The sequence below is a fragment of the Streptomyces sp. NPDC085481 genome (assembly GCF_044541845.1).
Taxonomy (GTDB): domain Bacteria; phylum Actinomycetota; class Actinomycetes; order Streptomycetales; family Streptomycetaceae; genus Streptomyces.
Genome location: NZ_JBITTJ010000025.1, coordinates 1 through 19,871, shown reverse-complemented (window position 1 = coordinate 19,871; position 19,871 = coordinate 1). Strand labels below are relative to the sequence as shown.

Annotated in this window: 21 protein-coding genes and 1 pseudogene; 10 read left to right on the top strand and 12 right to left on the bottom strand. The window is 72.3% G+C overall.

The window, feature by feature from the left end; all coding sequences use genetic code 11:
- Positions 1–18 precede the first annotated feature (18 nt).
- Positions 19–1,242: a trans-sulfuration enzyme family protein gene (locus ACIGEZ_RS33565; protein WP_399838988.1), complete on the bottom strand. Its 1,224-nt coding sequence runs from the start codon at positions 1,240–1,242 to the stop codon at positions 19–21.
- A gap of 84 nt (positions 1,243–1,326) precedes the next feature.
- Positions 1,327–2,766: an MFS transporter gene (locus ACIGEZ_RS33560; RefSeq protein ID WP_399838985.1), complete on the bottom strand. Its 1,440-nt coding sequence runs from the start codon at positions 2,764–2,766 to the stop codon at positions 1,327–1,329.
- 168 nt (positions 2,767–2,934) lie between these two features.
- On the opposite strand from ACIGEZ_RS33560, the gene ACIGEZ_RS33555 reads away from it, so the two are divergent.
- A complete protein-coding gene (locus ACIGEZ_RS33555; protein WP_399838983.1) occupies positions 2,935–3,627 on the top strand; it encodes a hypothetical protein in 693 nt (230 codons plus the stop codon).
- Positions 3,628–3,655: 28 nt separating this feature from the next.
- Here the strand turns inward: ACIGEZ_RS33555 and ACIGEZ_RS33550 are convergent, their stop codons facing one another.
- The 3 genes from ACIGEZ_RS33550 to ACIGEZ_RS33540 all read right to left on the bottom strand — a co-directional run bounded on the left by ACIGEZ_RS33550 (position 3,656) and on the right by ACIGEZ_RS33540 (position 4,782).
- Positions 3,656–3,832: a hypothetical protein gene (locus tag ACIGEZ_RS33550; RefSeq protein ID WP_399838980.1), complete on the bottom strand. Its 177-nt coding sequence runs from the start codon at positions 3,830–3,832 to the stop codon at positions 3,656–3,658.
- A gap of 45 nt (positions 3,833–3,877) precedes the next feature.
- Positions 3,878–4,273, bottom strand: coding sequence for a helix-turn-helix domain-containing protein (locus ACIGEZ_RS33545; RefSeq protein WP_399838978.1), 396 nt, complete (start codon positions 4,271–4,273; stop codon positions 3,878–3,880).
- Positions 4,274–4,524: 251 nt separating this feature from the next.
- Entirely contained in the window at positions 4,525–4,782 is a 258-nt protein-coding gene (locus tag ACIGEZ_RS33540; RefSeq protein ID WP_399838975.1) for a winged helix-turn-helix domain-containing protein, read from the bottom strand.
- Between the two features lie 342 nt (positions 4,783–5,124).
- On the opposite strand from ACIGEZ_RS33540, the gene ACIGEZ_RS33535 reads away from it, so the two are divergent.
- The 3 genes from ACIGEZ_RS33535 to ACIGEZ_RS33525 all read left to right on the top strand — a co-directional run bounded on the left by ACIGEZ_RS33535 (position 5,125) and on the right by ACIGEZ_RS33525 (position 7,985).
- The gene (locus tag ACIGEZ_RS33535) at positions 5,125–5,292 is read left to right on the top strand and encodes a hypothetical protein (RefSeq protein WP_399838972.1); all 168 of its coding nucleotides are present in this window, start codon (positions 5,125–5,127) and stop codon (positions 5,290–5,292) included.
- Positions 5,293–5,705: 413 nt separating this feature from the next.
- On the top strand, positions 5,706–6,917 hold the full coding sequence (locus ACIGEZ_RS33530; protein ID WP_399839078.1) for a Cmx/CmrA family chloramphenicol efflux MFS transporter: 1,212 nt from the start codon (positions 5,706–5,708) through the stop codon (positions 6,915–6,917).
- Between the two features lie 57 nt (positions 6,918–6,974).
- Positions 6,975–7,985 carry a hypothetical protein gene (locus ACIGEZ_RS33525; RefSeq protein ID WP_399838969.1) on the top strand — a complete coding sequence of 337 codons (1,011 nt, stop codon included), beginning with the start codon at positions 6,975–6,977 and terminating at the stop codon, positions 7,983–7,985.
- A gap of 10 nt (positions 7,986–7,995) precedes the next feature.
- Here ACIGEZ_RS33525 and ACIGEZ_RS33520 read toward each other — a convergent pair whose 3' ends face one another.
- The 3 genes from ACIGEZ_RS33520 to ACIGEZ_RS33510 form a co-directional block, all read right to left on the bottom strand.
- Entirely contained in the window at positions 7,996–8,208 is a 213-nt protein-coding gene (locus tag ACIGEZ_RS33520) for a hypothetical protein (protein ID WP_399838966.1), read from the bottom strand.
- Positions 8,209–8,424: 216 nt separating this feature from the next.
- Entirely contained in the window at positions 8,425–8,721 is a 297-nt protein-coding gene (locus tag ACIGEZ_RS33515) for a DUF4031 domain-containing protein (protein ID WP_399838963.1), read from the bottom strand.
- A 13-nt stretch (positions 8,722–8,734) separates the two neighbouring features.
- Positions 8,735–9,091, bottom strand: coding sequence for a hypothetical protein (locus ACIGEZ_RS33510; RefSeq protein WP_399838960.1), 357 nt, complete (start codon positions 9,089–9,091; stop codon positions 8,735–8,737).
- Between the two features lie 121 nt (positions 9,092–9,212).
- Between ACIGEZ_RS33510 and ACIGEZ_RS33505 the strand changes: the two genes are divergently transcribed.
- The 3 genes from ACIGEZ_RS33505 (at position 9,213) to ACIGEZ_RS33495 (ending at position 12,856) form a co-directional block, all read left to right on the top strand.
- Positions 9,213–10,169: a MurR/RpiR family transcriptional regulator gene (locus ACIGEZ_RS33505; protein WP_399838957.1), complete on the top strand. Its 957-nt coding sequence runs from the start codon at positions 9,213–9,215 to the stop codon at positions 10,167–10,169.
- Between the two features lie 179 nt (positions 10,170–10,348).
- Entirely contained in the window at positions 10,349–11,287 is a 939-nt protein-coding gene (gene murQ / locus ACIGEZ_RS33500) for an N-acetylmuramic acid 6-phosphate etherase (protein WP_399838954.1), read from the top strand.
- A 48-nt stretch (positions 11,288–11,335) separates the two neighbouring features.
- On the top strand, positions 11,336–12,856 hold the full coding sequence (locus ACIGEZ_RS33495) for a PTS transporter subunit EIIC (protein ID WP_399838951.1): 1,521 nt from the start codon (positions 11,336–11,338) through the stop codon (positions 12,854–12,856).
- A 78-nt stretch (positions 12,857–12,934) separates the two neighbouring features.
- Here ACIGEZ_RS33495 and ACIGEZ_RS33490 read toward each other — a convergent pair whose 3' ends face one another.
- From ACIGEZ_RS33490 to ACIGEZ_RS33480, 3 genes are all read right to left on the bottom strand, one after another.
- Positions 12,935–13,351: a VOC family protein gene (locus tag ACIGEZ_RS33490; RefSeq protein WP_399838948.1), complete on the bottom strand. Its 417-nt coding sequence runs from the start codon at positions 13,349–13,351 to the stop codon at positions 12,935–12,937.
- Positions 13,352–13,413: 62 nt separating this feature from the next.
- A complete protein-coding gene (locus tag ACIGEZ_RS33485; RefSeq protein WP_399838946.1) occupies positions 13,414–14,913 on the bottom strand; it encodes an alpha/beta hydrolase in 1,500 nt (499 codons plus the stop codon).
- A gap of 124 nt (positions 14,914–15,037) precedes the next feature.
- Entirely contained in the window at positions 15,038–15,808 is a 771-nt protein-coding gene (locus tag ACIGEZ_RS33480; protein WP_399838943.1) for a hypothetical protein, read from the bottom strand.
- A gap of 114 nt (positions 15,809–15,922) precedes the next feature.
- On the opposite strand from ACIGEZ_RS33480, the gene ACIGEZ_RS33475 reads away from it, so the two are divergent.
- Complete coding sequence (locus tag ACIGEZ_RS33475) at positions 15,923–16,882, top strand: oxidoreductase (RefSeq protein ID WP_399838941.1); 960 nt, start codon at positions 15,923–15,925, stop codon at positions 16,880–16,882.
- 9 nt (positions 16,883–16,891) lie between these two features.
- Positions 16,892–17,614, top strand: a complete 723-nt coding sequence (locus ACIGEZ_RS33470) for a transporter substrate-binding domain-containing protein (RefSeq protein WP_399838939.1) — start codon at positions 16,892–16,894, stop codon at positions 17,612–17,614.
- Between the two features lie 11 nt (positions 17,615–17,625).
- On the opposite strand, the gene rox is transcribed toward ACIGEZ_RS33470, so the two are convergent.
- Complete coding sequence (rox, locus tag ACIGEZ_RS33465; RefSeq protein ID WP_399838936.1) at positions 17,626–19,056, bottom strand: rifampin monooxygenase; 1,431 nt, start codon at positions 19,054–19,056, stop codon at positions 17,626–17,628.
- A gap of 360 nt (positions 19,057–19,416) precedes the next feature.
- On the opposite strand from rox, the pseudogene ACIGEZ_RS33460 reads away from it, so the two are divergent.
- A pseudogene (locus tag ACIGEZ_RS33460) lies at positions 19,417–19,871 on the top strand (hypothetical protein); the annotation flags it as partial.

The window sequence follows — 19,871 nt, the reverse complement described above, 5'->3', positions numbered from 1 at the left end:
AATCGCTCATTTATTTTGTCAACCCAAAAGAAGGCTCAAACGGCCCCAGCCGCCAGGGCCTTCGCCCTCCTCGTCGGCCAGCGCGCGCTCGATGTCGCCCCACAGGTCCTCGACCCCCTCGATGCCGACCGACATCCGCACCAGACCCGGCGCGATCCCGGCCGCGGCCAGGGCCTCGGCGTCCAGCTCGCGGTGGGAGGTCGAGGCCGGATGGGTCACGAGCGTCTCCACGCCGCCGAGCGAGAGGGCGAGCTTGGCGACCCGTACGCGCTCGATGAAGGCCCGGCCCGCCTCCCGGCCCCCCTCCAGCTCGAAGGACAACAACCCGCCACCGCCCGCGAGCACCTTGCGCGCCGTGACGTACGAGGGGTGGCCGGAAAGCCACGGGTAGTGCACGCGCGTGACGTCGCCGCGGCCGGCCAGCCGCCCGGCGAGCACGGCGGCGTTGGCGCAGTGCTCGCGCATCCGCAGCGGCAGCGTGGGTATCCCGCGCAGGGTCAGCCAGGCCGCGAACGGGTCGGCGCAGGCGCCCAGTTCGACCGTGCGGGGCCACACCGCGCGGCGCAGCGCGTCGTCGGCGAAGACGGCGGCGCCGCCGAGGACGTCCGAGTGACCGGAGAGGTACTTGCTGGTGGAGTGCACGACGACGTCCGCGCCGAGCTCGATCGGACGGCACAGGACGGGCGAGGCGAGCGAGTTGTCGACCAGGCTCGTCACCCCGAGCCGGTGGGCGGCGGCGAGCAGCCCCGGCAGGTCGGCGACCTGGCCGGTGGGGTTGGCGATGGTCTCCAGGACCAGGAGTCTGACGTCGCCGGACCGCGCGGCCCCCTCGAGTTCGCCGGCGTCGTCGCCGCTGATGTACGTGACGTCGACGCCGTACCGCCCGGCCAGGTCCGACAGGACGGCGTACGTCCCCCCGTACAGGCACCGCTGCGCCACCACCCGGTCGCCGGGCTTGAGGAGGGCGAGCAGCACCCCGCTGATGGCGCCCATCCCGGAGGCGAAGGCGATGGCTCCGGCGCCCCCTTCGAGCCCGGCGAGGGTCTGCTCCAGGGCGCGTACGGTCGGATTGCCGCGCCGGCTGTAGACGTACCGCCCGTCGGGTCCGGCCATCGCCTCGGCGAGCTCGTCGGCCGAGGCGAAGGCGAAGGCGGAGGACTGCACGAGCGGCACCGAGAGCGGCCGGCCGCCCTGCTCGAAGGGCGGGTTGGAGACGTGCACGGCCCGGGTGTTGAGATCCACTTCCTGGTCTCCCTCTGATCGGGTACGGAAAAAGGGGCCGCCCGGCGTCCGGTGACGGACGTCGGGCGGCCCCTCGGGGGTGCGTCACACGGCGACCTTGTCGCCCTGCTGCGGTGCGGGGGCCGGGGCCTCGGCGGCCAGGGCCTTGTCGCTCTTCATGACGAGGAGCGTGATGACACCGCCGACCGCGGCGATGATCGCGGCGCCGATGAAGGCGGAGGAGAAGCCGTCGGTCAGCTTGGGCAGGTTGCCGAGCTGGTCGGCGCCCTGCGACATGGCGACCGCGGTGAGGGCGGCGAGGCCGAGCGCGGAGCCGACGTTGTACGTGGTGTTGACGATGCCGGAGGCGAGACCGGCCTGCTCCTGCGGGGCGCCGGACATGGCGGCGATCATCGCCGGGATGTAGGCGAGGGACATGCCGAGCGCGGCGACGAGCGAGGCGGGCAGGACGTCGACGAGGAAGGTGCCGGTGGGCTCGACCGCGGCCAGCCAGACCAGACCGGCGGCGAGGACGAGCAGACCGATGCCGATGAGCGGCTTGGCACCGAACCTGGCCATGAGACGGGCGGTGATGGCCGTCATGAAGATCATCAGGAGCACGGTCATCGGGAGCAGCGCGGCACCGGACGCGAAGGCGCCGTAACCGAGGACCTGCTGGAGGTAGAGGTTGAGGAAGTACCACATCGGGATCCAGGCGGCGCCGAGCAGCGTCATCGCCAGGTTGGCCGAGCCGAGGCGCGGCACCCGCCAGACGCTGAGGGGCATGAGCGGCTCGCGGACCGCCTTCTGGATCACGAAGAAGAGGACGAGGAGGACGACGGCGCCGACCAGCTCCAGGATGGTGGCGGTGGAGCCCCAGCCGACCTCGGGGGCGCGGACGACGGCGAAGACGGCGAGCGCGAGTCCCGCGGTGACGGCGACGGCACCGAGGACGTCGACGGAGCCGCGACGGGACTCGACGTTCGGGAGCAGCCGGGTCGCGGCGAGGGTCGCGAGGCCGATCGGGATGTAGATGATGAAGACCCACTGCCAGGCGGCCCACTCGGTGAAGACGCCACCGAGGAAGACGCCCGCGGTACCGCCGGCCGGGGCGGCGGCGCCGTAGAGCGCCATGGCCTTGCCGAGCTCCCGCGGGTCGTGCATGAAGAGCATCATGAGCAGGGTCATGGCGGAGGGCGCGATGAGCGCGCCGCCGACGCCCTGGACGGCGCGGCCGGCGATCTCGACCCAGGCCGTCTGCGCGGCGGCGGCGAGCACCGAGCCGGCGATCATGACGGCCCAGCCGGTGACGAAGATCTTCCGGGCGCCGACGAGGTCGGAGAGGCGTCCGCCGAGGAGCAGCAGTCCGCCGAAGACGATCACGTAGGCGTTGAAGACCCACTGGAGCTCGCCCTGCGAGAAGCCCAGGTCCTTCTGCATCTCGGGAAGCGCCACGCCGATGATCGAGGTGTCCATGATGACCATGAACTGTGCGGCGGCGAGCACGACAAGTGCCCACCAGCGCCGGGGATTGACGGTTGACATTGCCCTGACCCTTCACTCGCTGCTGCATACCCCCAGGGGGTACCTGTGCGCAGCACCGTAACATACCCATGGGGGGTATGTAAGAGCAACGTGAGGCCAGGATGAGGACCGAAAGGGAGCGCGCACGTCCGCACGCCGAAGGCGCACCGGGGGCGGCACAATGCCCCCATGACCGCAGAGACGACCTCACCGAAGCCGCCCGCGGACCAGGAGCGGGAGCTTCTCCGGCGCTGGACCTCCACCCTGCGCGCCGCGAGGGCCGGCCGCGCGGGCCCCGACCCCCTGCCGTACGGGCAGAACCTGCTGGCCCGCTGGTCCGAGCCGCAGCGCAGGTACCACACGGTCGACCACCTGCGGGCGGTCCTCGACCGCATCGACGAACTGACCGACCAGGGCGGCGAGGGCGGGGAGTTGGAACTGGTCCGGCTCGCGGCCTGGTTCCACGACGCGGTCTACCTCCCGGACCGCTCGGAGAACGAGGAACGCTCCGCGGCCCTGGCCGAACGGGCCCTGACGGAGGCGGGCCTGACCCCGCGCGAGGTCACCGAGGTCGCCCGCCTGGTCCGCCTCACCGTCACCCACGACCCGGCCCCGGGCGACCTCAACGGCGAGACCCTGTGCGACGCCGACCTGGCGATCCTGGCGAGCCGCCCGGATACCTATACGGGGTATACGAGGGCAATCCGCGAGGAGTACGCCTTCGTCCCCGACCCCGCCTTCCGCGAAGGCCGCGCCGCCATCCTCCGCCACCTCCTCGCCCTCCCCCGCCTGTTCCGCACCCCCTACGGCGCGGCGGCCTGGGAGGAGACGGCACGAGCGAACCTGGAACGGGAACTGGCGCAGCTGACGGGGCGCGACTGAAGCAGCGGCAGCTGCGGCCCCGTCACCGTCAGTCCGTGGTCACGGGCGAGGAGCGCAGCGCTTCGGCCAGCACCTCGGCAGCGGCGGCGGGGATGAGTCCGACGTGGACGTACGCGGCCCCTCTGTGGGTCACGACCGCCCTGATGCCGCTCCAGGAGGCCTCGGGCAGTCCCAGCGCGGCCATCGCCGTACGAAGGGCTTCCACCGCGCCACAGGACTCGGCCTGAGCCGCGCCAGGTCTGCATCTGGCCTAGCCGGCCGTCTGCAGGAGTCCCGGCACGACCCCGGGCTCGTAGATACGGAAGCGGTGAGTGCGGGCGTTCAGGGAGACGTGGGCCTCTTGGGCGCGCTTGAGGCCGTTCCTCTGGAGCCGTTTCCATTCGACGTACATCTCGTCGATGCCGTGGGCGGCGGCTCGCAGGTCCTCGTACTGCTCCGGCACTCCGCAGATCGTGACGTACCTCAGGAGGTCGTCATCGGACGGAGGGGTGCGCCCCGTCTCCATGCGGGATGCCTTGGATTCGCTCCATCCGGCGTGGATCGCCAGCGCTCGCGCAGTCATGCCGGTGGACCTGCGGATGTCGCGCAGGCGCTTGCCGAAGACAGCGCGGGCTTCTTGGACGGACGACGAGGGCGACGTGTTCACGAGCGGACCGGGATCAGGCGGGCCGGTACTCCGAGTGGGGGGGCGAGCCACCGTCCTTGCTCTCGGGATCCTTACCGAGCCTGTGCAGAGCCATGGTGTACTCCTCGCTCGCTGCCGACGATCTCTGTGTGAGAGCTTGCACGGGGCGAAGGGTGCGGCGCACTGGACTTGCACGAACTTGCAGGCCCGATAAGCCCGTTGTACGGATCAGCGGACGGTTCGCTCCGCAGGAAGCGCCTCAGGTCGGCTGATCAGTCGGCCGACTCGCCGGACTCGGGTACAGCAGCGGGCGGGAGTGCGTCAACGACGAACGAGCCCTTGTGCGGAAGCGTCTCGATCAACCCTCGCTCCCGGAGGTCTCGCAGGGCGCGCCTGATCGTGCGGTCTGCGACGCCGTGGGTCTCGGCGAGTCGCGTGATGCTGGGCAGTGCTCCACCAGGGGGAATGCGTCCCGTCCGGATTTCTTCCTCGATGATGCGTGCGATCCGCTGCCACTCGTACTGGGCCATGCATTCAGCATCGCGCGGCGCACCGAGTCCCACATTGCCGGACCATGGTGCACCGAGGTGCACCATGGTCTACCGTGGTACATCACCAGAGGGCCCCCGCAGCCGTTGCACCGGCCCGGGGGCGTGGCCATCAACCCATGGAGGTTGACGACAGTGGGCATTATCCATGCCTTCCTGCACTGCTTGCTGGGCGCGCGAGCGCCCGGTCGGGGGCGGCGCAGGACTGACACCCATCCCGCCGCCCCGGCTTCTGCCGGGCACGCGACCGAAGCCCGTCCCGCAAGGGCCCCCGTCCGACAGGAGGCGTGCGCGCTACCCCGGTCCCCGTACGGGCTCTTGGAGATGCTCGACGGGGAGGACACCGCGCTCGTCCGTCCCTACCTGGTCGAGTACGAGCGGCAGGAGGAGCGCGCCCGTCAGGGGTGGCGGCGGCTCGGCCTCGTGCTGGCGGCGGACTTCGGCATCGACCAGGACACCTGGGACGTACATCCGCTGGGGGTGGCCCGGTGAACGACGCCACCCCCAGCACGCCACGGAAGCCCGTCCGCATGTGCGTGCGCTGCAACCGCGTCACGGACGCGCCGGTGCTCGTCTCCGAGGTGCACCAGAATTCCGGTCCGGGGTTCAACGTGTACGCGTGCCCCGGGTGCGCGCCCCGTTTCCCGCCGATGCCCGATGCACTCGACCTCCTCCGGGGCGGGCGGCGCCGAGACCGGGACGACGCCGAGCAGTCGTAGCCGCGGGCCCGCCCCACTCACCACCGTCGGCCACGGAGTGGACGTCTCGCATCCCGAGATGTTCATTCCGGCCGGAATGACAGGCACAAACCCCGGGTTGCCCATGTCATGCCGTCTTCCTCCGCCGAGCGAGCCACCACCCCCGTGACCTCCCCTTCCGCCTCCCCCGCCCCCTCCCCCGCCCGTATGCCGCTGGCCGTCTACATCCTCGGCCTGTCCGTCTTCGCCCTCGGGACGAGCGAGTTCATGCTCTCCGGGCTGCTGCCGCCGATCGCGGAGGACATGGGCGTCTCCATCCCGCGCGCGGGACTGCTCATATCGGCGTTCGCGATCGGCATGGTCGTCGGCGCCCCGCTGCTCGCGGTCGCCACGCTCCGGCTGCCCCGTAAGACCACGCTCGTCGCGCTGATCACGGTCTTCGGCCTCGGGCAGGTGGCGGGGGCGCTCGCGCCGAACTACGCGGTGCTGTTCGCGTCGCGGGTGGTGAGCGCGCTCGCGTGCGCCGGGTTCTGGGCGGTCGGGGCCGCGGTCGCCATCGCGATGGTGCCGGTCGGGGCGCGGGCCCGGGCCATGGCCGTGATGATCGGCGGACTGTCCATCGCCAACGTGCTCGGCGTCCCCGCGGGCGCCTTCCTCGGCGAGCACCTCGGCTGGCGCTCGGCGTTCTGGGCCGTCGGCGCGGCCTCCGCGATCGCCCTGGTCGGCGTGGTCACCCGGATCCCGCACATCCCCCGGCCCGAGACCCGGCCCCGGCTCCGGTCCGAGCTGGTCATCTACCGCGACCGGCAGGTGCTGCTCTCCGTCCTGATCACGGCGCTCGCCGCGGGCGGCGTCTTCTGCGCCTTCTCGTACCTGGCGCCGCTGCTCACCGACGTCTCCGGTCTCGACGAAGGCTGGGTGTCCGGGGTCCTCGCCCTCTTCGGCATCGGCGCCCTCATCGGCACGTACATCGGCGGCCGGGTCGCCGACGCGCACCTGTTCGGCGTGCTGCTCAGCGGCATCACCGCCTCCACCGTCTTCCTCGTGGCCCTGGCCCTGTTCTCCTCGAGCCCCGTCGCCACGATCGTGCTGGCCTTCCTGCTCGGCGTCTCGGCCTTCTACACCGCCCCGGCCCTCAACGCCCGCATGTTCAACGTCGCCGGCGCCGCCCCCACCCTCGCGGGCGCCACGACCACCGCCGCCTTCAACCTCGGCAACACGGGCGGCCCCTGGCTCGGCGGCACCGTCATCGACGCCGACCTCGGCTACGCCTCCCCCGCCTGGGCGGGCGCCGCCATGACCGTCCTGGGCCTCGCGGCGGTGGCCGTCTCGCTGCGGCTGAGCCGGCCCTCCCGCTCCCGCGTGGTGATCGGCGCCTCCACGCAGGAGCCCGAGCAGGCTTCCGTATCGTCTCGCTGAACCTCCCGCCGGAGGGCCCCCTCAAAAGGGACACGACAACGAGAGAGCAGGACCTCAGTGCGACTCAGAACGATCCGCGCCGCCGTCGCGACGGCCGGGGCGCTCGTGCTCACCCTCGCGGGTGCGGTCTTCACCGCCGTGCCCGCGAGCGCCGCGTCGGCCGACTTCACGTACGAGGCGACCAGGAACGCCGACACGTACCTGGACGTGCCCGGTACGGAGATCGCCTTCGACGCCGCGGCCGGGGAGCGCTCGTACCTCTGGTCCCGGTTCTTCTCCACCGGACCGGTCGACGCGCTCTCCGCCGGGGAGAACATCGGCAACACCATGGCCATCCGCTGCCGCAACGCCGACGGCACCGCCCTGCCCACCGGCACCGAGGCCGGCACCTACTGGGCCGCCAACCTGGTGCCCCCGAACGAGAAGCAGCTGACCGCCGCCCTGCGCTGGGTGTTCGTCGCGCCCGCCGACGGCGGCTACACCTGCCGCCTGTCGGTCGTCTCGTACTCCTCGATCATCACCGGCGGCCGTACGGTCACCATGCGCGTCCCGGCCGGCGCCGAACTCGCCCGCAGCACGGCCTACACCGGCCAGGCCCGCTGGACCCTCCTCGCCGGCACCGGCACCACCGTCGCCCGCGCCACCACGGCCACCACCCTCGGCTACACGTACACCCCGTCCGAGAGCGCCACCGACTTCGTCGTCTACCAGGACGCCGCCCTGTCGACCTGCGCCGCCAACTCCCCCATCTGCTCCGGCGGCACCGCCGCCTACACGGGCACGGTCGTCGACACCTGGGTCGAGGCCCAGCCCCGCAACCCCGACGGCTCCGTCTGCGGCGACCCGATCACGGGCCCCGTCTCACGCTGGAACATCACCAACGCCAAGCACCACCAGACGGCCGCCAACGCCCTCCACCTCGCCCCGTCCCAACTGGGCGGCTGCACCCAGGTCCGGGCCACCCTGAAGGTGAAGAACGTCGACGGCAACCCCGTCAAGATCCACGACGGCTACGCGTCCGGCACCATAGCCGCCACCCACGGCGCGGGCATCAGCTACACGTCGTAACCCGGTCCCACTAGCCCACGATCACGCCACCGACCCGGGAGAGCGCCTCCAGCACTTCCGGGTCGAGGCCGCAGTCGCGGGAGAAACGGGCGCCACGGAGGCGGGAGCCGACGGTCGTGCGGGACAGGATCTCGCCCGTACGGAAGTCGCACAGCCACAACTCGCCGAGGGCCGTCAGAACGAGCAGCCGGTCGCCGGCCTCCGGGGACCTGAGTGCCTTCACCCCGCCGGGCACCTTCGGGATCCGCCAGGCGACCTCCCGCTCCGATTCGCCGAGGCACCAGCCATAAGACGATCTCCACCGACATCCGGCCCCCCGAGCCTCAGCGTGTGCCGTTCGGCGGCAGACTAGCGGCTGGGCGAGCGGCGGATGGGGGTTCCGGCCGCATCCCGTCACACTGTGTGAACGACGGCCGCCGCGGCTCCGGTCGGTGTCGTCCTACACGTCGTAGCGCGGCAGCGTCTCCCCCTGCGCCGGCCGGCTCTTCGGGCGGCGCAGGCCCGCGGCCGTGAGGCGGAGGAGGAGTTCCTTCGAGCCGACCTCGATCGCGCCGGCCGCCACCGCGGAGGCGTAGCGGTCGGAGGGGATGTCGTAGTGGTCGCGTTCGAAGGCGCGCGGCGGGGCGCCGATCGAGGCGGCGAAGGCGTGGAGTTCGTCGAAGGAGACGTCGCTGATCAGGTGGGACCACATGCGGCCATGACCCGGCCAGGTCGGCGGGTCGATGTAGAGGGTCACTCTCCGGCCCCCGTCACGTGAGGCCGCCCACCCGGGCGACCACGACGCCCTGCTTGCCGCAGACCCAGTGCGGGTCGGGGCCCATCTCCGGTTCCACGTCGAGGGCGTGCGGGTCGCCCGAGGAGCAGACGGGGCAGAGCGGCCAGCGGCCGTAGCGTTCGAGCAGGGCGTCCTGGACGTCCTGGGCGATCAGGCCGGCCACGAAGGCCCGTCCCTCGGGCCACTGCTCCACCCACCAGCGGCGGTGCGCGACGGCGTCCTCCACCATCGAGACGACCTCGGCCAGGGCGACCTCGCGGGCCACCAGATCGGCGAGTATCAGGGCGCGGGCGGCATGGAGAGCCTGTTCCACGGGGTCGATGTCGTCCATGTTCACATTGTCCCCCCTGTGACGGCGGATGCCAGCAACCCTCCCCCGGGACGAACGTCCCGTCCCCATCCGGGTCCAACGGGGTATTGACGGTCCCCGTTGCCGAAAATATCTTTCAAGAGTGACCAATGAAGTGAAGGAAATTTTCACCAGTGGCAGCGGCGGCACCAGCAGCGCCCCCGCCGCCGGGGCGACCGCGCCGCCCGCGCCCGCCGCCCTCGCGGCCAAGGTGCGGACGCTCGCCCCGTCCATGACCCGCTCCATGCAGCGGGTCGCCGAGGCCGTCGCCGGGGACCCGGCCGGCTGCGCCGCGCTCACGGTCACCGGTCTCGCCGAACTCACCGGCACCAGCGAGGCGACCGTCGTCCGCACCGCCCGCCTGCTCGGCTACCCGGGCTACCGCGACCTGCGCCTCGCCCTCGCCGGCCTCGCCGCCCAGCAGCAGTCCGGCCGTGCGCCATCCGTCACCGCCGACATCGCCGTGGACGATCCCGTGGCCGACGTCGTCGCCAAGCTCGCGTACGACGAGCAGCAGACCCTCGCCGACACCGCCGCCGGACTCGACACCGTCCAGCTCGGCGCCGCCGTCGCCGCCCTCGCCACCGCCCGCCGCATCGACATCTACGGCGTCGGCGCCTCCGGCCTCGTCGCCCAGGACCTCGGACAGAAGCTGCTCCGCATCGGCCTGATCGCGCACGCCCACAGCGACCCGCACCTCGCGGTCACCAACGCCGTGCAGCTCCGCTCCGGCGACGTCGCCATCGCCATCACCCACTCGGGCTCGACCGGCGACGTCATAGAACCGCTCCGCGTCGCCTTCGACCACGGCGCCACCACCGTCGCCGTCACCGGCCGCCCCGACGGCCCCGTGACGCAGTACGCCGACCACGTCCTGACCACCTCCACGGCCCGCGAGAGCGAGCTCCGGCCCGCCGCCATGTCGTCGCGCACCAGCCAGCTCCTGGTCGTGGACTGCCTGTTCACCTGCGTCACCCAGCGCACGTACGAGACGGCGGCTCCTGCCCTCGCGGCCTCGTACGAAGCCCTCGCCCACCGCCACTCCCCGCGCACGCGCTAGGAGGTGTCCCGCCGGTCATGCCGGGCTCCCGGCGCCTGATGCCGCGCCTCGCCGCGTTGTCGTCGGTCGCCATGGCACCGTCATGCCTCCCTCCTCCGCCTTGCGCTGCACGACACCAGACACCGCTCGCTGATCCGGCCTGATCGACGAGACACCCCTAGCACCGAAAGAGCCGCCCCGTGTCCACGACCTACTCCGCACTGCGCGCCCAGCTGGCCACCCTCACCACCGAGGCGTTCCGCCCCGAGCTCGCCGAGATCGACCGGCTCTCCACGGCCGAGATCGCCGCCCTGATGAACGGCGAGGACCAGTCCGTCCCCGCCGCCGTCGCCAAGCAGCTCCCCGCGATCGCCGCCGCCATCGACGCCACCGCGGCCCGCATGGCCCGCGGCGGCCGCCTGCTCTACCTCGGCGCCGGCACCGCCGGGCGGCTCGGCGTCCTGGACGCCAGCGAGTGCCCGCCCACCTTCAACACCGACCCGTCCGAGGTCGTCGGCCTCATCGCGGGCGGCCCGCCGGCGATGGTGAAGGCGGTCGAGGGCGCCGAGGACTCGAAGGAGCTGGCGGTCGAGGACCTCACCGCGCTGGGGCTGACCACCGACGACACCGTGGTCGGCATCTCCGCCTCCGGCCGCACCCCGTACGCCATCGGGGCCGTCGAACACGCCCGCGCCCTGGGGGCGTTGACGATCGGGCTGTCCTGCAACGCCGGCAGCACGCTCGCCGCGGCCGCCGAGCACGGCATCGAGGTCGTCACCGGCCCCGAACTCCTCACCGGATCCACCCGCCTGAAGGCGGGCACCGCCCAGAAGCTCGTCCTCAACATGATCTCGACGATCACGATGATCCGGCTCGGCAAGACCTACGGAAACCTGATGGTCGACGTCCGCGCCTCCAACGACAAGCTCCAGGCCCGCTCGCGCCGCATCGTGGCCCTCGCCACCGGCGCACCGGACGAGCAGATCGAGGCCACCCTCGCCGCCGCCGACGGCGAGGTGAAGACCGCGATCCTGATGATCCTCGCCGACGTCGACGCCCCGACGGCCGAGCGCCGGCTGCGGGACTCGCGGGGCCACCTCCGCGCGGCGCTGCACGCGACCGGGCCGGCCACCTCGTAACCTCACACCGCCCCAGAGGTCCCCCTCACAGCAAGGCACCACCGCACCATGAGCACAGACGACAAGAACCGCGCCATCGCCGCCGCGATCCTCCCCCTCGTCGGCGGCGCAGAGAACATCGGCTCCGTGGCCCACTGCATGACCCGCCTGCGGCTGGGTCTGCGGGACCGCTCGCTCGTCCGGGACGAGGCCCTGAGGGCCCTGCCGGCCGTGCTGGGTGTGGTGGAGGACGACACGTACCAGATCGTCCTCGGCCCGGGCACCGTCGCCCGGGTGACCCCGGAGTTCGAGGCGCTGGTGGCGGAGGCCCCCGGGCCCGTACGCGCGGCGCACACCGCCGAGGAGCTGGCCGAGCGGGGCGCCGCCCTGAAGACGGCCCGGAAGGCGCGGAACCGGACCCCCGTCAAGCTGCTCCTCCGCAGGATCGCGGACATCTTCGTCCCGCTGATCCCCGCCCTCATCGGCTGCGGCATCATCGCGGGCCTCAACGGCCTGCTGATCAACCTGGGTTGGGTACCCGGCCTCACCCCGGCCCTCGCGGCGACGGCGAGCGGCTTCATGGCGCTGATCGCGGTCTTCGTCGGCTACAACACGGCGAAGGAGTTCGGCGGTACGCCGATCCTCGGCGGCGCGGTCGCCGCAGTCATCGTCTTCCCGGGCGTCGCGAAGATCGACGCGTTCGGGCAGACGCTGTCGCCGGGTCAGGGCGGCGTGCTCGGCGCGCTGGGTGCGGCGGTGCTCGCCGTGTACGTGGAGAAGTGGTGCCGCCGCTGGGTGCCGGAGGCGCTCGACGTCCTGGTCACTCCGACCCTCACGGTCCTGATCTCAGGCCTGGTCACGGTCTTCGGCCTGATGTACGTGGCGGGCGAGGTCTCCACCGCGATCGGCGACTTCGCGAACTGGCTGCTCGCGGGCGCGGGCCCGGGCGCCGGCTTCGTCCTCGGCGGCCTGTTCCTGCCCCTGGTGATGCTGGGCCTCCACCAGGCCCTGATCCCGATCCACACCACCCTGATCGAGCAGCAGGGCTCCACCGTCCTCCTCCCGATCCTGGCGATGGCGGGCGCGGGCCAGGTAGGCGCGGCCATGGCGGTCTACCGGAAGCTCCCGCGCAACGGCTCCATCCGCCGCACCATCAGGTCCGCCCTGCCGGCCGGATTCCTCGGCGTCGGCGAACCCCTGATCTACGGCGTCTCGCTCCCCCTCGGCCGCCCCTTCGTCACCGCCTGCGTCGGCGGCGCCTTCGGCGGCGGCTTCGTCGGCCTGTTCGACATGCTGGGCGACAAGGTCGGCTCCACCGCCATCGGCCCCTCGGGCTGGGCCCTCTTCCCGCTCCTCGACGGCGACAAGGGCCCGGGCACGACGATCGCGATCTACGCGGGCGGGCTGCTCGTCGGTTATGTGGTGGGCTTCGTGGCGACGTACTTCTTCGGCTTCGGCAAGGAGCTCCTGGAGGAGTTCGACGTGGAGACGGAGGTCCCGGAGGAGCGCGCGGTGGCGACGGGCACGGGGAAGCCGAACGCTGAGCAGGACCCGGACCCGGACCCGGAGCCGTCACCGGCGAAGGTCTGACGGTGCGAACGCGAGAGGCTCCCGGTACGCCCGTAACGGGAGCCTCTCGCGTTCGCACCGTCGGGCAGCGCCGTCCGCTCAGCCCTTCGGCTGGTTGATGTTGACCATCCAGGTGATGCCGAAGCGGTCCGTGCACATGCCGAAGACGTCGCCCCACATCTGCTTCTCCAGCGGTACGGAGACCGTTCCGCCGCCGGAGAGCTTGTCCCAGTAGCCGCGCAGCTCGTCGGCGTCCTCGCCGCTCACGCTGACCGAGATGTTGTTCCCGGGCTTGTACGGCATCCCCGGCGGGCTGTCGGCTGCCATGAGCGTGAAGCCGGCCGTGGTCTCGAGCATGCCGTGCATGATCTTGTCGCCGGGGGCGCCGGCCCCGTGGTCGCCGAAGTCGCCGTAGGTGTTGAGGTTCAGGGTGCCGCCGAAGACCCCCTTGTAGAACTCCATCGCCTGCTTGGCATCGCCGTCGAAGCTGATGTACGGGTTGAGACGAGAGGGCATGGATGATCCCTTTCCTGACGAGATGTCGGTTATCGCAGTCTAGGTGGTCCACCCGGCGCGGGTCAGCAGGTGACGTCGGTGGCGGGCCGCTCGCCCGTGAGCAGGAAACCGGTGACGGTCCGGTCGCCGCAGGCGTTGCCGTTGGTCAGGTACATGCCGTGACCGCCCTGGTCCACGGAGACGAGGCGGGCCTTGGAGCCGAGGGCTGCGCGCATCTTCAGGCCGTTGGAGTGCGGGGTGGCGGGGTCGCGCAGGCTCTGGATCATGAGGATGTTGGAGGGGCCGTCGTCCGTGATGCGGGTCGGCTTCTCGACCGGGCCGCCCTTCCAGAAGCCGCAGGGCGTGATGTTGGCCGGCATGCCGCCCGTCAGCGGGTACGCGGCACGGTCGGCGGCGACGGCGCGCTCGTAGGACCGGACGGAACCGCGCCACCGCACGTCGTTGCAGATGACGCCGACCGTGATGGCCGCGTCGGGGTCGGGCATCGCACCGGCGAGCATCGGCGGGATGACCGGCCTCTCGGACGGGGTGCGGGCCTGCTGGACCAGCCGGGCGAAGCCCTCGAAGGCGGAGTCGGAGAAGAGGGCGTTCTGCAGGGCCTGGCGCAGGACGTTGCCGGTCAGCGGGACGCCGGCCGTCCCCGATGCCTTCGGCTCACGGTCCAGACGGGCGGCCAGGTCGAGCAGGAGGGGACGGACGTCCTCGGGACGCTCGGCGAGGCGCAGGCCGGCGCCGGCGCGGTCCGGGTGGGCCGCCCACGCCGCGAAGTCGGGGAAGCGGTCCTCGGCGCCCCGGGCCATGCCCTGGAGCCAGCCCTGGGCGACCGTGCGCGGGTTCGGGTCGTTGCTGCTGTCCAGCACGATGCGGTCGGTGCGCTGCGGGTACTTCTGGGCGTACACGGCGGTGACGTACGTGCCGTACGAGATGCCCCACACCGACACCTTCCTCTCGCCGAGCGCCTGGCGCAGCCGGTCCATGTCGCGGACCTGGTTGGCGGTGCTGAGGCTGCGCAGCTCGGCGCCGCCGTTGCGGGCGCAGGCCTCGGCGATCCGGCGGGACCGCTCGACGTTCTCGTCGATGGAGCCGTCGGCGGCGGGCCAGCTGCGCAGGGTCACCATGTAGCGGTCCGCCTCCGCGAGCCCGCAGTTCGCCTTCATGCTGCCCCCGACCCCCCGCGGGTCGAAGGCCACCAGGTCGTACGCCCCGCCCAACTCCTTGCCGAGCGCCGCCCCCTTCGCGCTGAGCCGCTGCACACCGGAGCCGCCGGGGCCGCCGGGGATCACGAGGAGCGTGCCGCGCCGGGCCTGGGCGTCGGCGCTGCGGATCCGGGAGACGGCGAGGCCCACCTGGCGACCGGCGGGGTCGGCGTAGTCGAGCGGCACGGAGAGCGTGGCGCACTCCTGGCCGAGGCCCGTGGGGCCGCACGGGGTCCAGGCCAGGGTGGAAGCGGGGGCGGATGCGGCAGGGGCGGCCTGGGCGAGCGCGGTGGGGGCCGCCGCCGGGGTGCCGAGGGCGGCGGAGGCGAGGGCGAGGGTGAGGGCGATGCCTGCGGAAGTCGTCATGGGGCAACCCTTGTTGATCAGGCGTCAGACCCCCATCCGGCAGGCACGCGGATGGCGGGTGGGGGTAGCCCCCCGGGGTGGCACGGGATGGCCCACCGGGTACGTCGCCCGCCCCGGCCCGCCCTCAGTCAGCGGACGACGTCCCTGGTATGTGCCCGGCGGCCTGGTTCACCGGGGCGATCAGCAGCCACAGCACGCCCGCCGCGACGAGCACCGACGACCAGGCGGCGTGCAGCCCCGCGAGCCACGGCGCGGCGAGCAGGTACGGCACCGCGTACGCCGACAGCCTGCGTGCGGCCCCGCGCGGCGTCCACGCCTCGGACGAGTCGACCATGCCGAAGGCCAGACCGCCGATGATCCCGCCCATGAGCCCGGTCAGCAGCAGCCCGAACCCGGAGACCCCCCACCGCATCAGCGCGACCTCGCCGGTCGCCTCCCCCGACGCCCCGCTCATCACCGCGAGCACAAGGCCGGACAGCGGCACGCACAGCGCCACCAGGTGCGCGAGCCGCAGCGTGTCCCACAGCGACTCCGGTTCCCCACAGTTGTCGGGCATCAGCCCGGTGGCAGGGGCCGGCCCGCTCCCCCGGCCGGCGATCACCCCGCGCCGCAGCCAGCGGGCCGCCAGCCCCAACACCACCACCCACAGCCCCCCGCAGCACAGCCCCGCGCCCCCGAGGACCAGCGCCTGCCGCTGCCCGTCCGGTCCCGGCCGCCACCACAGCAGCACCGCCGCGACGGCCCCGAGCAGCATCGCCGCGCCCACCAGCAGCCGGGCGGCCACGGTGAAGAGCAGCCCGGTGCGCCGCGCCCGCTCCCCGTCCGAGTGCAGCCGGACCAGCTCGTACGGGCGGACCGGCCTGCCCCGCCTTCTTCGACGCCGACGCACTGCCATCGCGATCCCCCACCCTCCGGGCCGCTTCGGCCCGACGACTACGCGGACGGAGAGAAACGTACGCCCGGAAGAACCCGCTGGCGCCGCCCCGCCCACCGGGAGATCATCCCCGCCATGACCACCGACACGAGCCGGACAGCGACAGCGACCGCGACCGCGACGCCGAGCACCGACATATCCGCCGCCGCCTCCGGCACCTGGACCCTCGGCGACCTCACCGTCAACCGCATCGGCTTCGGCGCGATGCGCCTGCCGCAGAACGGCGGGGCACTCGTCGAGAACGCCGTACCCAGAGACCGCGACCAGGCGATCGCCGTCCTGCGCAGGGCCGTCGACCTCGGCGTGAACCACATAGATACCGCCGCCTTCTACTTCTCCCCCCTCCGCTCCGCGAACGAGCTCATCAACAGCGCTCTCGGCCCGTACGCCGACGACCTCGTCATCGCCACCAAGGTCGGCCCCACCCGCGACGTGTCCGGCGCCTGGACCGACCACGCCCGTACCCCGCGGGCCCTGCGCGCCCAGGTCGAGGAGAACCTGCGCCAGCTCGGCCGCGACCACCTCGACGTCGTCAACCTCCGTGTCCTCGGCACCGATTCGATCGCCGAACGCTTCGGCGCCCTCGCCGAACTCCGCGAGGCCGGCCTCATCCGCCACCTCGGCGTCTCCAACGTCACCCCGGACCAGCTCGCGGAGGCGCGGGGCATCGCGCCCGTCGTCTGCGTACAGAACATGTACGGGATCGGAGTGCGCCCGGAGTACGCGGAGTTCGTCCGGCACTGCGGGGAGCAGGGCATCGCGTTCGTCCCGTTCTACGCGATCGCCGCGGGCGGCAGGGAGGGCGGAGCCACCGCCACCACCGAGCCCGAGGAGATCCTGGCCGTCGCCCGCGCCCACGACGCGAGCCCCGCCCGGATCCGCATCGCCTGGACCCTCCACCAGGGCCCCCACCTGCTGGCCATCCCCGGCACGGGCGACCCGGCCCACCTGGAGGACAACGTCGCGGCGGGCGCGCTGAAGCTGACCGAGGAGGAACTCGCCCTCCTCGACGGCGTACACAAGGCGGCTGTCTAGACTCCGCGCATGACCGACGCCAACGCCCTCGTCTCCGACCTGGCCCCGACCGGCACCCTGCGCGCCTCCATCAACCTCGGCAACCCGGTCCTCGCCCAGGGCACCCCGGACGCCCCCGCAGGCATCACCGTGGACCTCGCCCGCGAGATCGGCGCGCGCCTCGGGGTGCCGGTGGAGCTGCTCTGCTTCGACGCGGCCCGCAAGTCGTACGAGGCGATGGCGACCGGCCGCGCCGACCTCTGCTTCCTCGCCGTCGACCCGGCGCGGGAGGCGGAGGTGGCGTTCACGGCCCCGTACGTGGTGATCGAGGGCGTGTACGCCGTACCGCGCGAGTCGTCGTTCAGGACCCCGGAGGACGTGGACGCGCCGGGCGTACGCATCGGCGTGAAGGCGGGCTCCGCCTACGACCTCCACCTCACCCGCACCCTGCGTCACGCGACCCTCGTGCGGGGCGAGGAGGGCGTCGACACGTTCGCCGACCTGGCCCTGGAGGCGGGCGCGGGCATCCGCCAGCCGATGACCGCGTACGCGGCGGCCCACCCGGAGGTCCGCCTTCTCGACACCCGTTTCATGCGGATCCGCCAGGCGGTCGGCACCCCCGTGACCCGCTCCCCGGAGACGATCGCCTTCCTCCGGGCGACGGTGGACGACCTGAAGGCCGACGGCTTCGTGGCCGCGTCCCTGACCCGCGCAGGCCAGGACCCGGGGCTGGTGGCGGGCGCGGACGCGTAGGAGAGGCGCGCTCAGCCGGCGGCAGCCGCGCCAAACCACCTCGGCAGGGCCCTCAGCAGCTCCTCCTGGTCCTCCCCGGCCCACGCCACGTGCCCGTCCGGCCGCAGCAGCACGGCCGGTACGTCCAGCTCCTCGCTGACGTCGACGACGTGGTCGACCCGGTCCGCCCAGCCCACCACCGAGAGCCGGCCGGTCTGGTCGAGCAGGAGGCCGCGGCCGCCGTGCGTCAGGTCGTACAGGCGGCCCCGCTTCAGGCACACGTCGCGCAGTCGCCGGCCGAGGAGTTCATGGCCGTCGCCGAAGTCGTAGCGGACCGCGATCGCGGTGATCTTCTCGATGAGGTAGCGGTTCACCTCCTCGAACTCGACCAGTTCCGCCATCAGGCGGCGCACCGCCCGGGCTCCCGGCTCGGCCGACATCAGCTGCATCTGCGCGCGGGTGTTGTCCAGCACCTCGGCGGCCACCGGGTGCCGTTCGGTCTCGTAGCTGTCGAGGAGTCCTCCGGGCGCCCAGCCGGCCACCTCGGCGGCCAGCTTCCAGCCGAGGTTGAACGCGTCCTGGATACCGAGGTTGAGCCCCTGTCCGCCGGTCGGCGGGTGGATGTGGGCCGCGTCGCCGGCCAGCAGCACCCGGTCGACACGGTAGTGCTCGGCCTGCCGGGTGGCATCGCCGAAGCGGGAGAGCCAGCGCGGTGAGTGCGCGCCGAAGTCGGTGCCGCCGAACGCCCGCAGCTGCTGCCGGAACTCGTCGAGGGTCGGCGCGGTCGCGCGGTCCTCGGCCACCCCCTCGGCGGGCACGACGACGCGGTACGCCCCGTCCCCCAGCGGCATGGCACCGAACCGCTGCTGGGTCTTGCGGACCTCCACCCCCACGGCGGCCACCGTCTCGGGCGATGCGGTCAGCTCCATCACGCCCAGCAGGGTCTCGACCCGGGAGGGCTCACCGGGGAAGGCGACGCCGAGCAGCTTGCGTACGGTGCTGCGACCACCGTCGCACCCGACGACGTAGCGCGAGCGCAGTACCGTGCCGTCGGCCAGCTCGACGCTCACCCCGTCCTCGTCCTGGCTCAGCCCGGCCACCTCGCAGTCGCGCCGGATCTCGGCGCCGGCCTCGACGGCGTGCTCGGCCAGCAGGCGCTCGGTGATCTCCTGCGGGATGTGCAGGACGTACGAGTGCGCCGTGTCCATCCGGTCCGGCCACGAGTCGCTGAGGCCGGCGAAGAAGCCGCCGGCCGTGATCTGCTTGCCGACCGCGAGGAAGCGCTCCAGCAGGCCGCGCTGGTCCATGACCTCGATGCTGCGTACGTGCAGACCCTGCGCGCGGGACTGCCGGGTCGGCTCCGCCTCCTTCTCCAGGACGAGCACGCGCACGCCGTGCAGCCGCAACTCGCCCGCCAGCATCAGGCCGGTCGGTCCGCCCCCGACCACGATCACGTCAAACATACAAACCGCCCCGTTCACCCCGATTGCTTCGCCTTCGGCTGGACATTCTGCGGGACGACCGGGGTCTTGCGGCAAGGCCCCCCATGCGCTATATGTTGAGAGTGGCAAGGAGCGGGTAACCTCCTTGCCTTTCTTTTTTGCCCGCCTGCCGCCTGCCGCCCGCCCGTCGGCCGCCGCCTCCCGCGAAAGGCCGGAAAGGGCCGCTCGGCCGCACCCCGAGCCGTGGGAACCTCTGTCGGCACGCAGCGAGAGCACGCGAAAAGCCCAGAACACCAAGAACAACTCCGCACCGGTGGCGCAGCGACTGCATTCCGCAGCCCGCATTCCGCATTCCGCCGAAACAGAAGGAGAGGTTCCGCCATGGCTTTATCCGCAGGCAACGGCAGTCCGCGCGACCAGCACACGGGATGCGAGCACAACGGCGACGGCAAGCCGCCCGGCAGACGGTCCTTCCTCACCCGGGCCGTCGGCGTCACCGCAGGTCTCGCCGGAGCCGCCCTCACCACCGGCGTGTTCGCCGCACCCGCCTCGGCCGCGCCCTCCGGGGCCCAGGCCACGCAGAACAACTGGCGCTTCTGCCAGAAGTGCTTCGCGATGTACTTCTGGGGCTACCCCACCGACGGCGTCTGCCCCGCCGGCGGCGCGCACAGCGCCCAGGGATTCAACTTCATCCTCCCCTACGACGTCCCCGAGACGCCGACCGCACAACGCAATTGGCGTTTCTGCCAGAAGTGCTTCGCGATGTACTTCTGGGGCTACCCCACCGACGGCGTCTGCCCCGCCGGCGGCGCGCACAGCGCCCAGGGATTCAACTT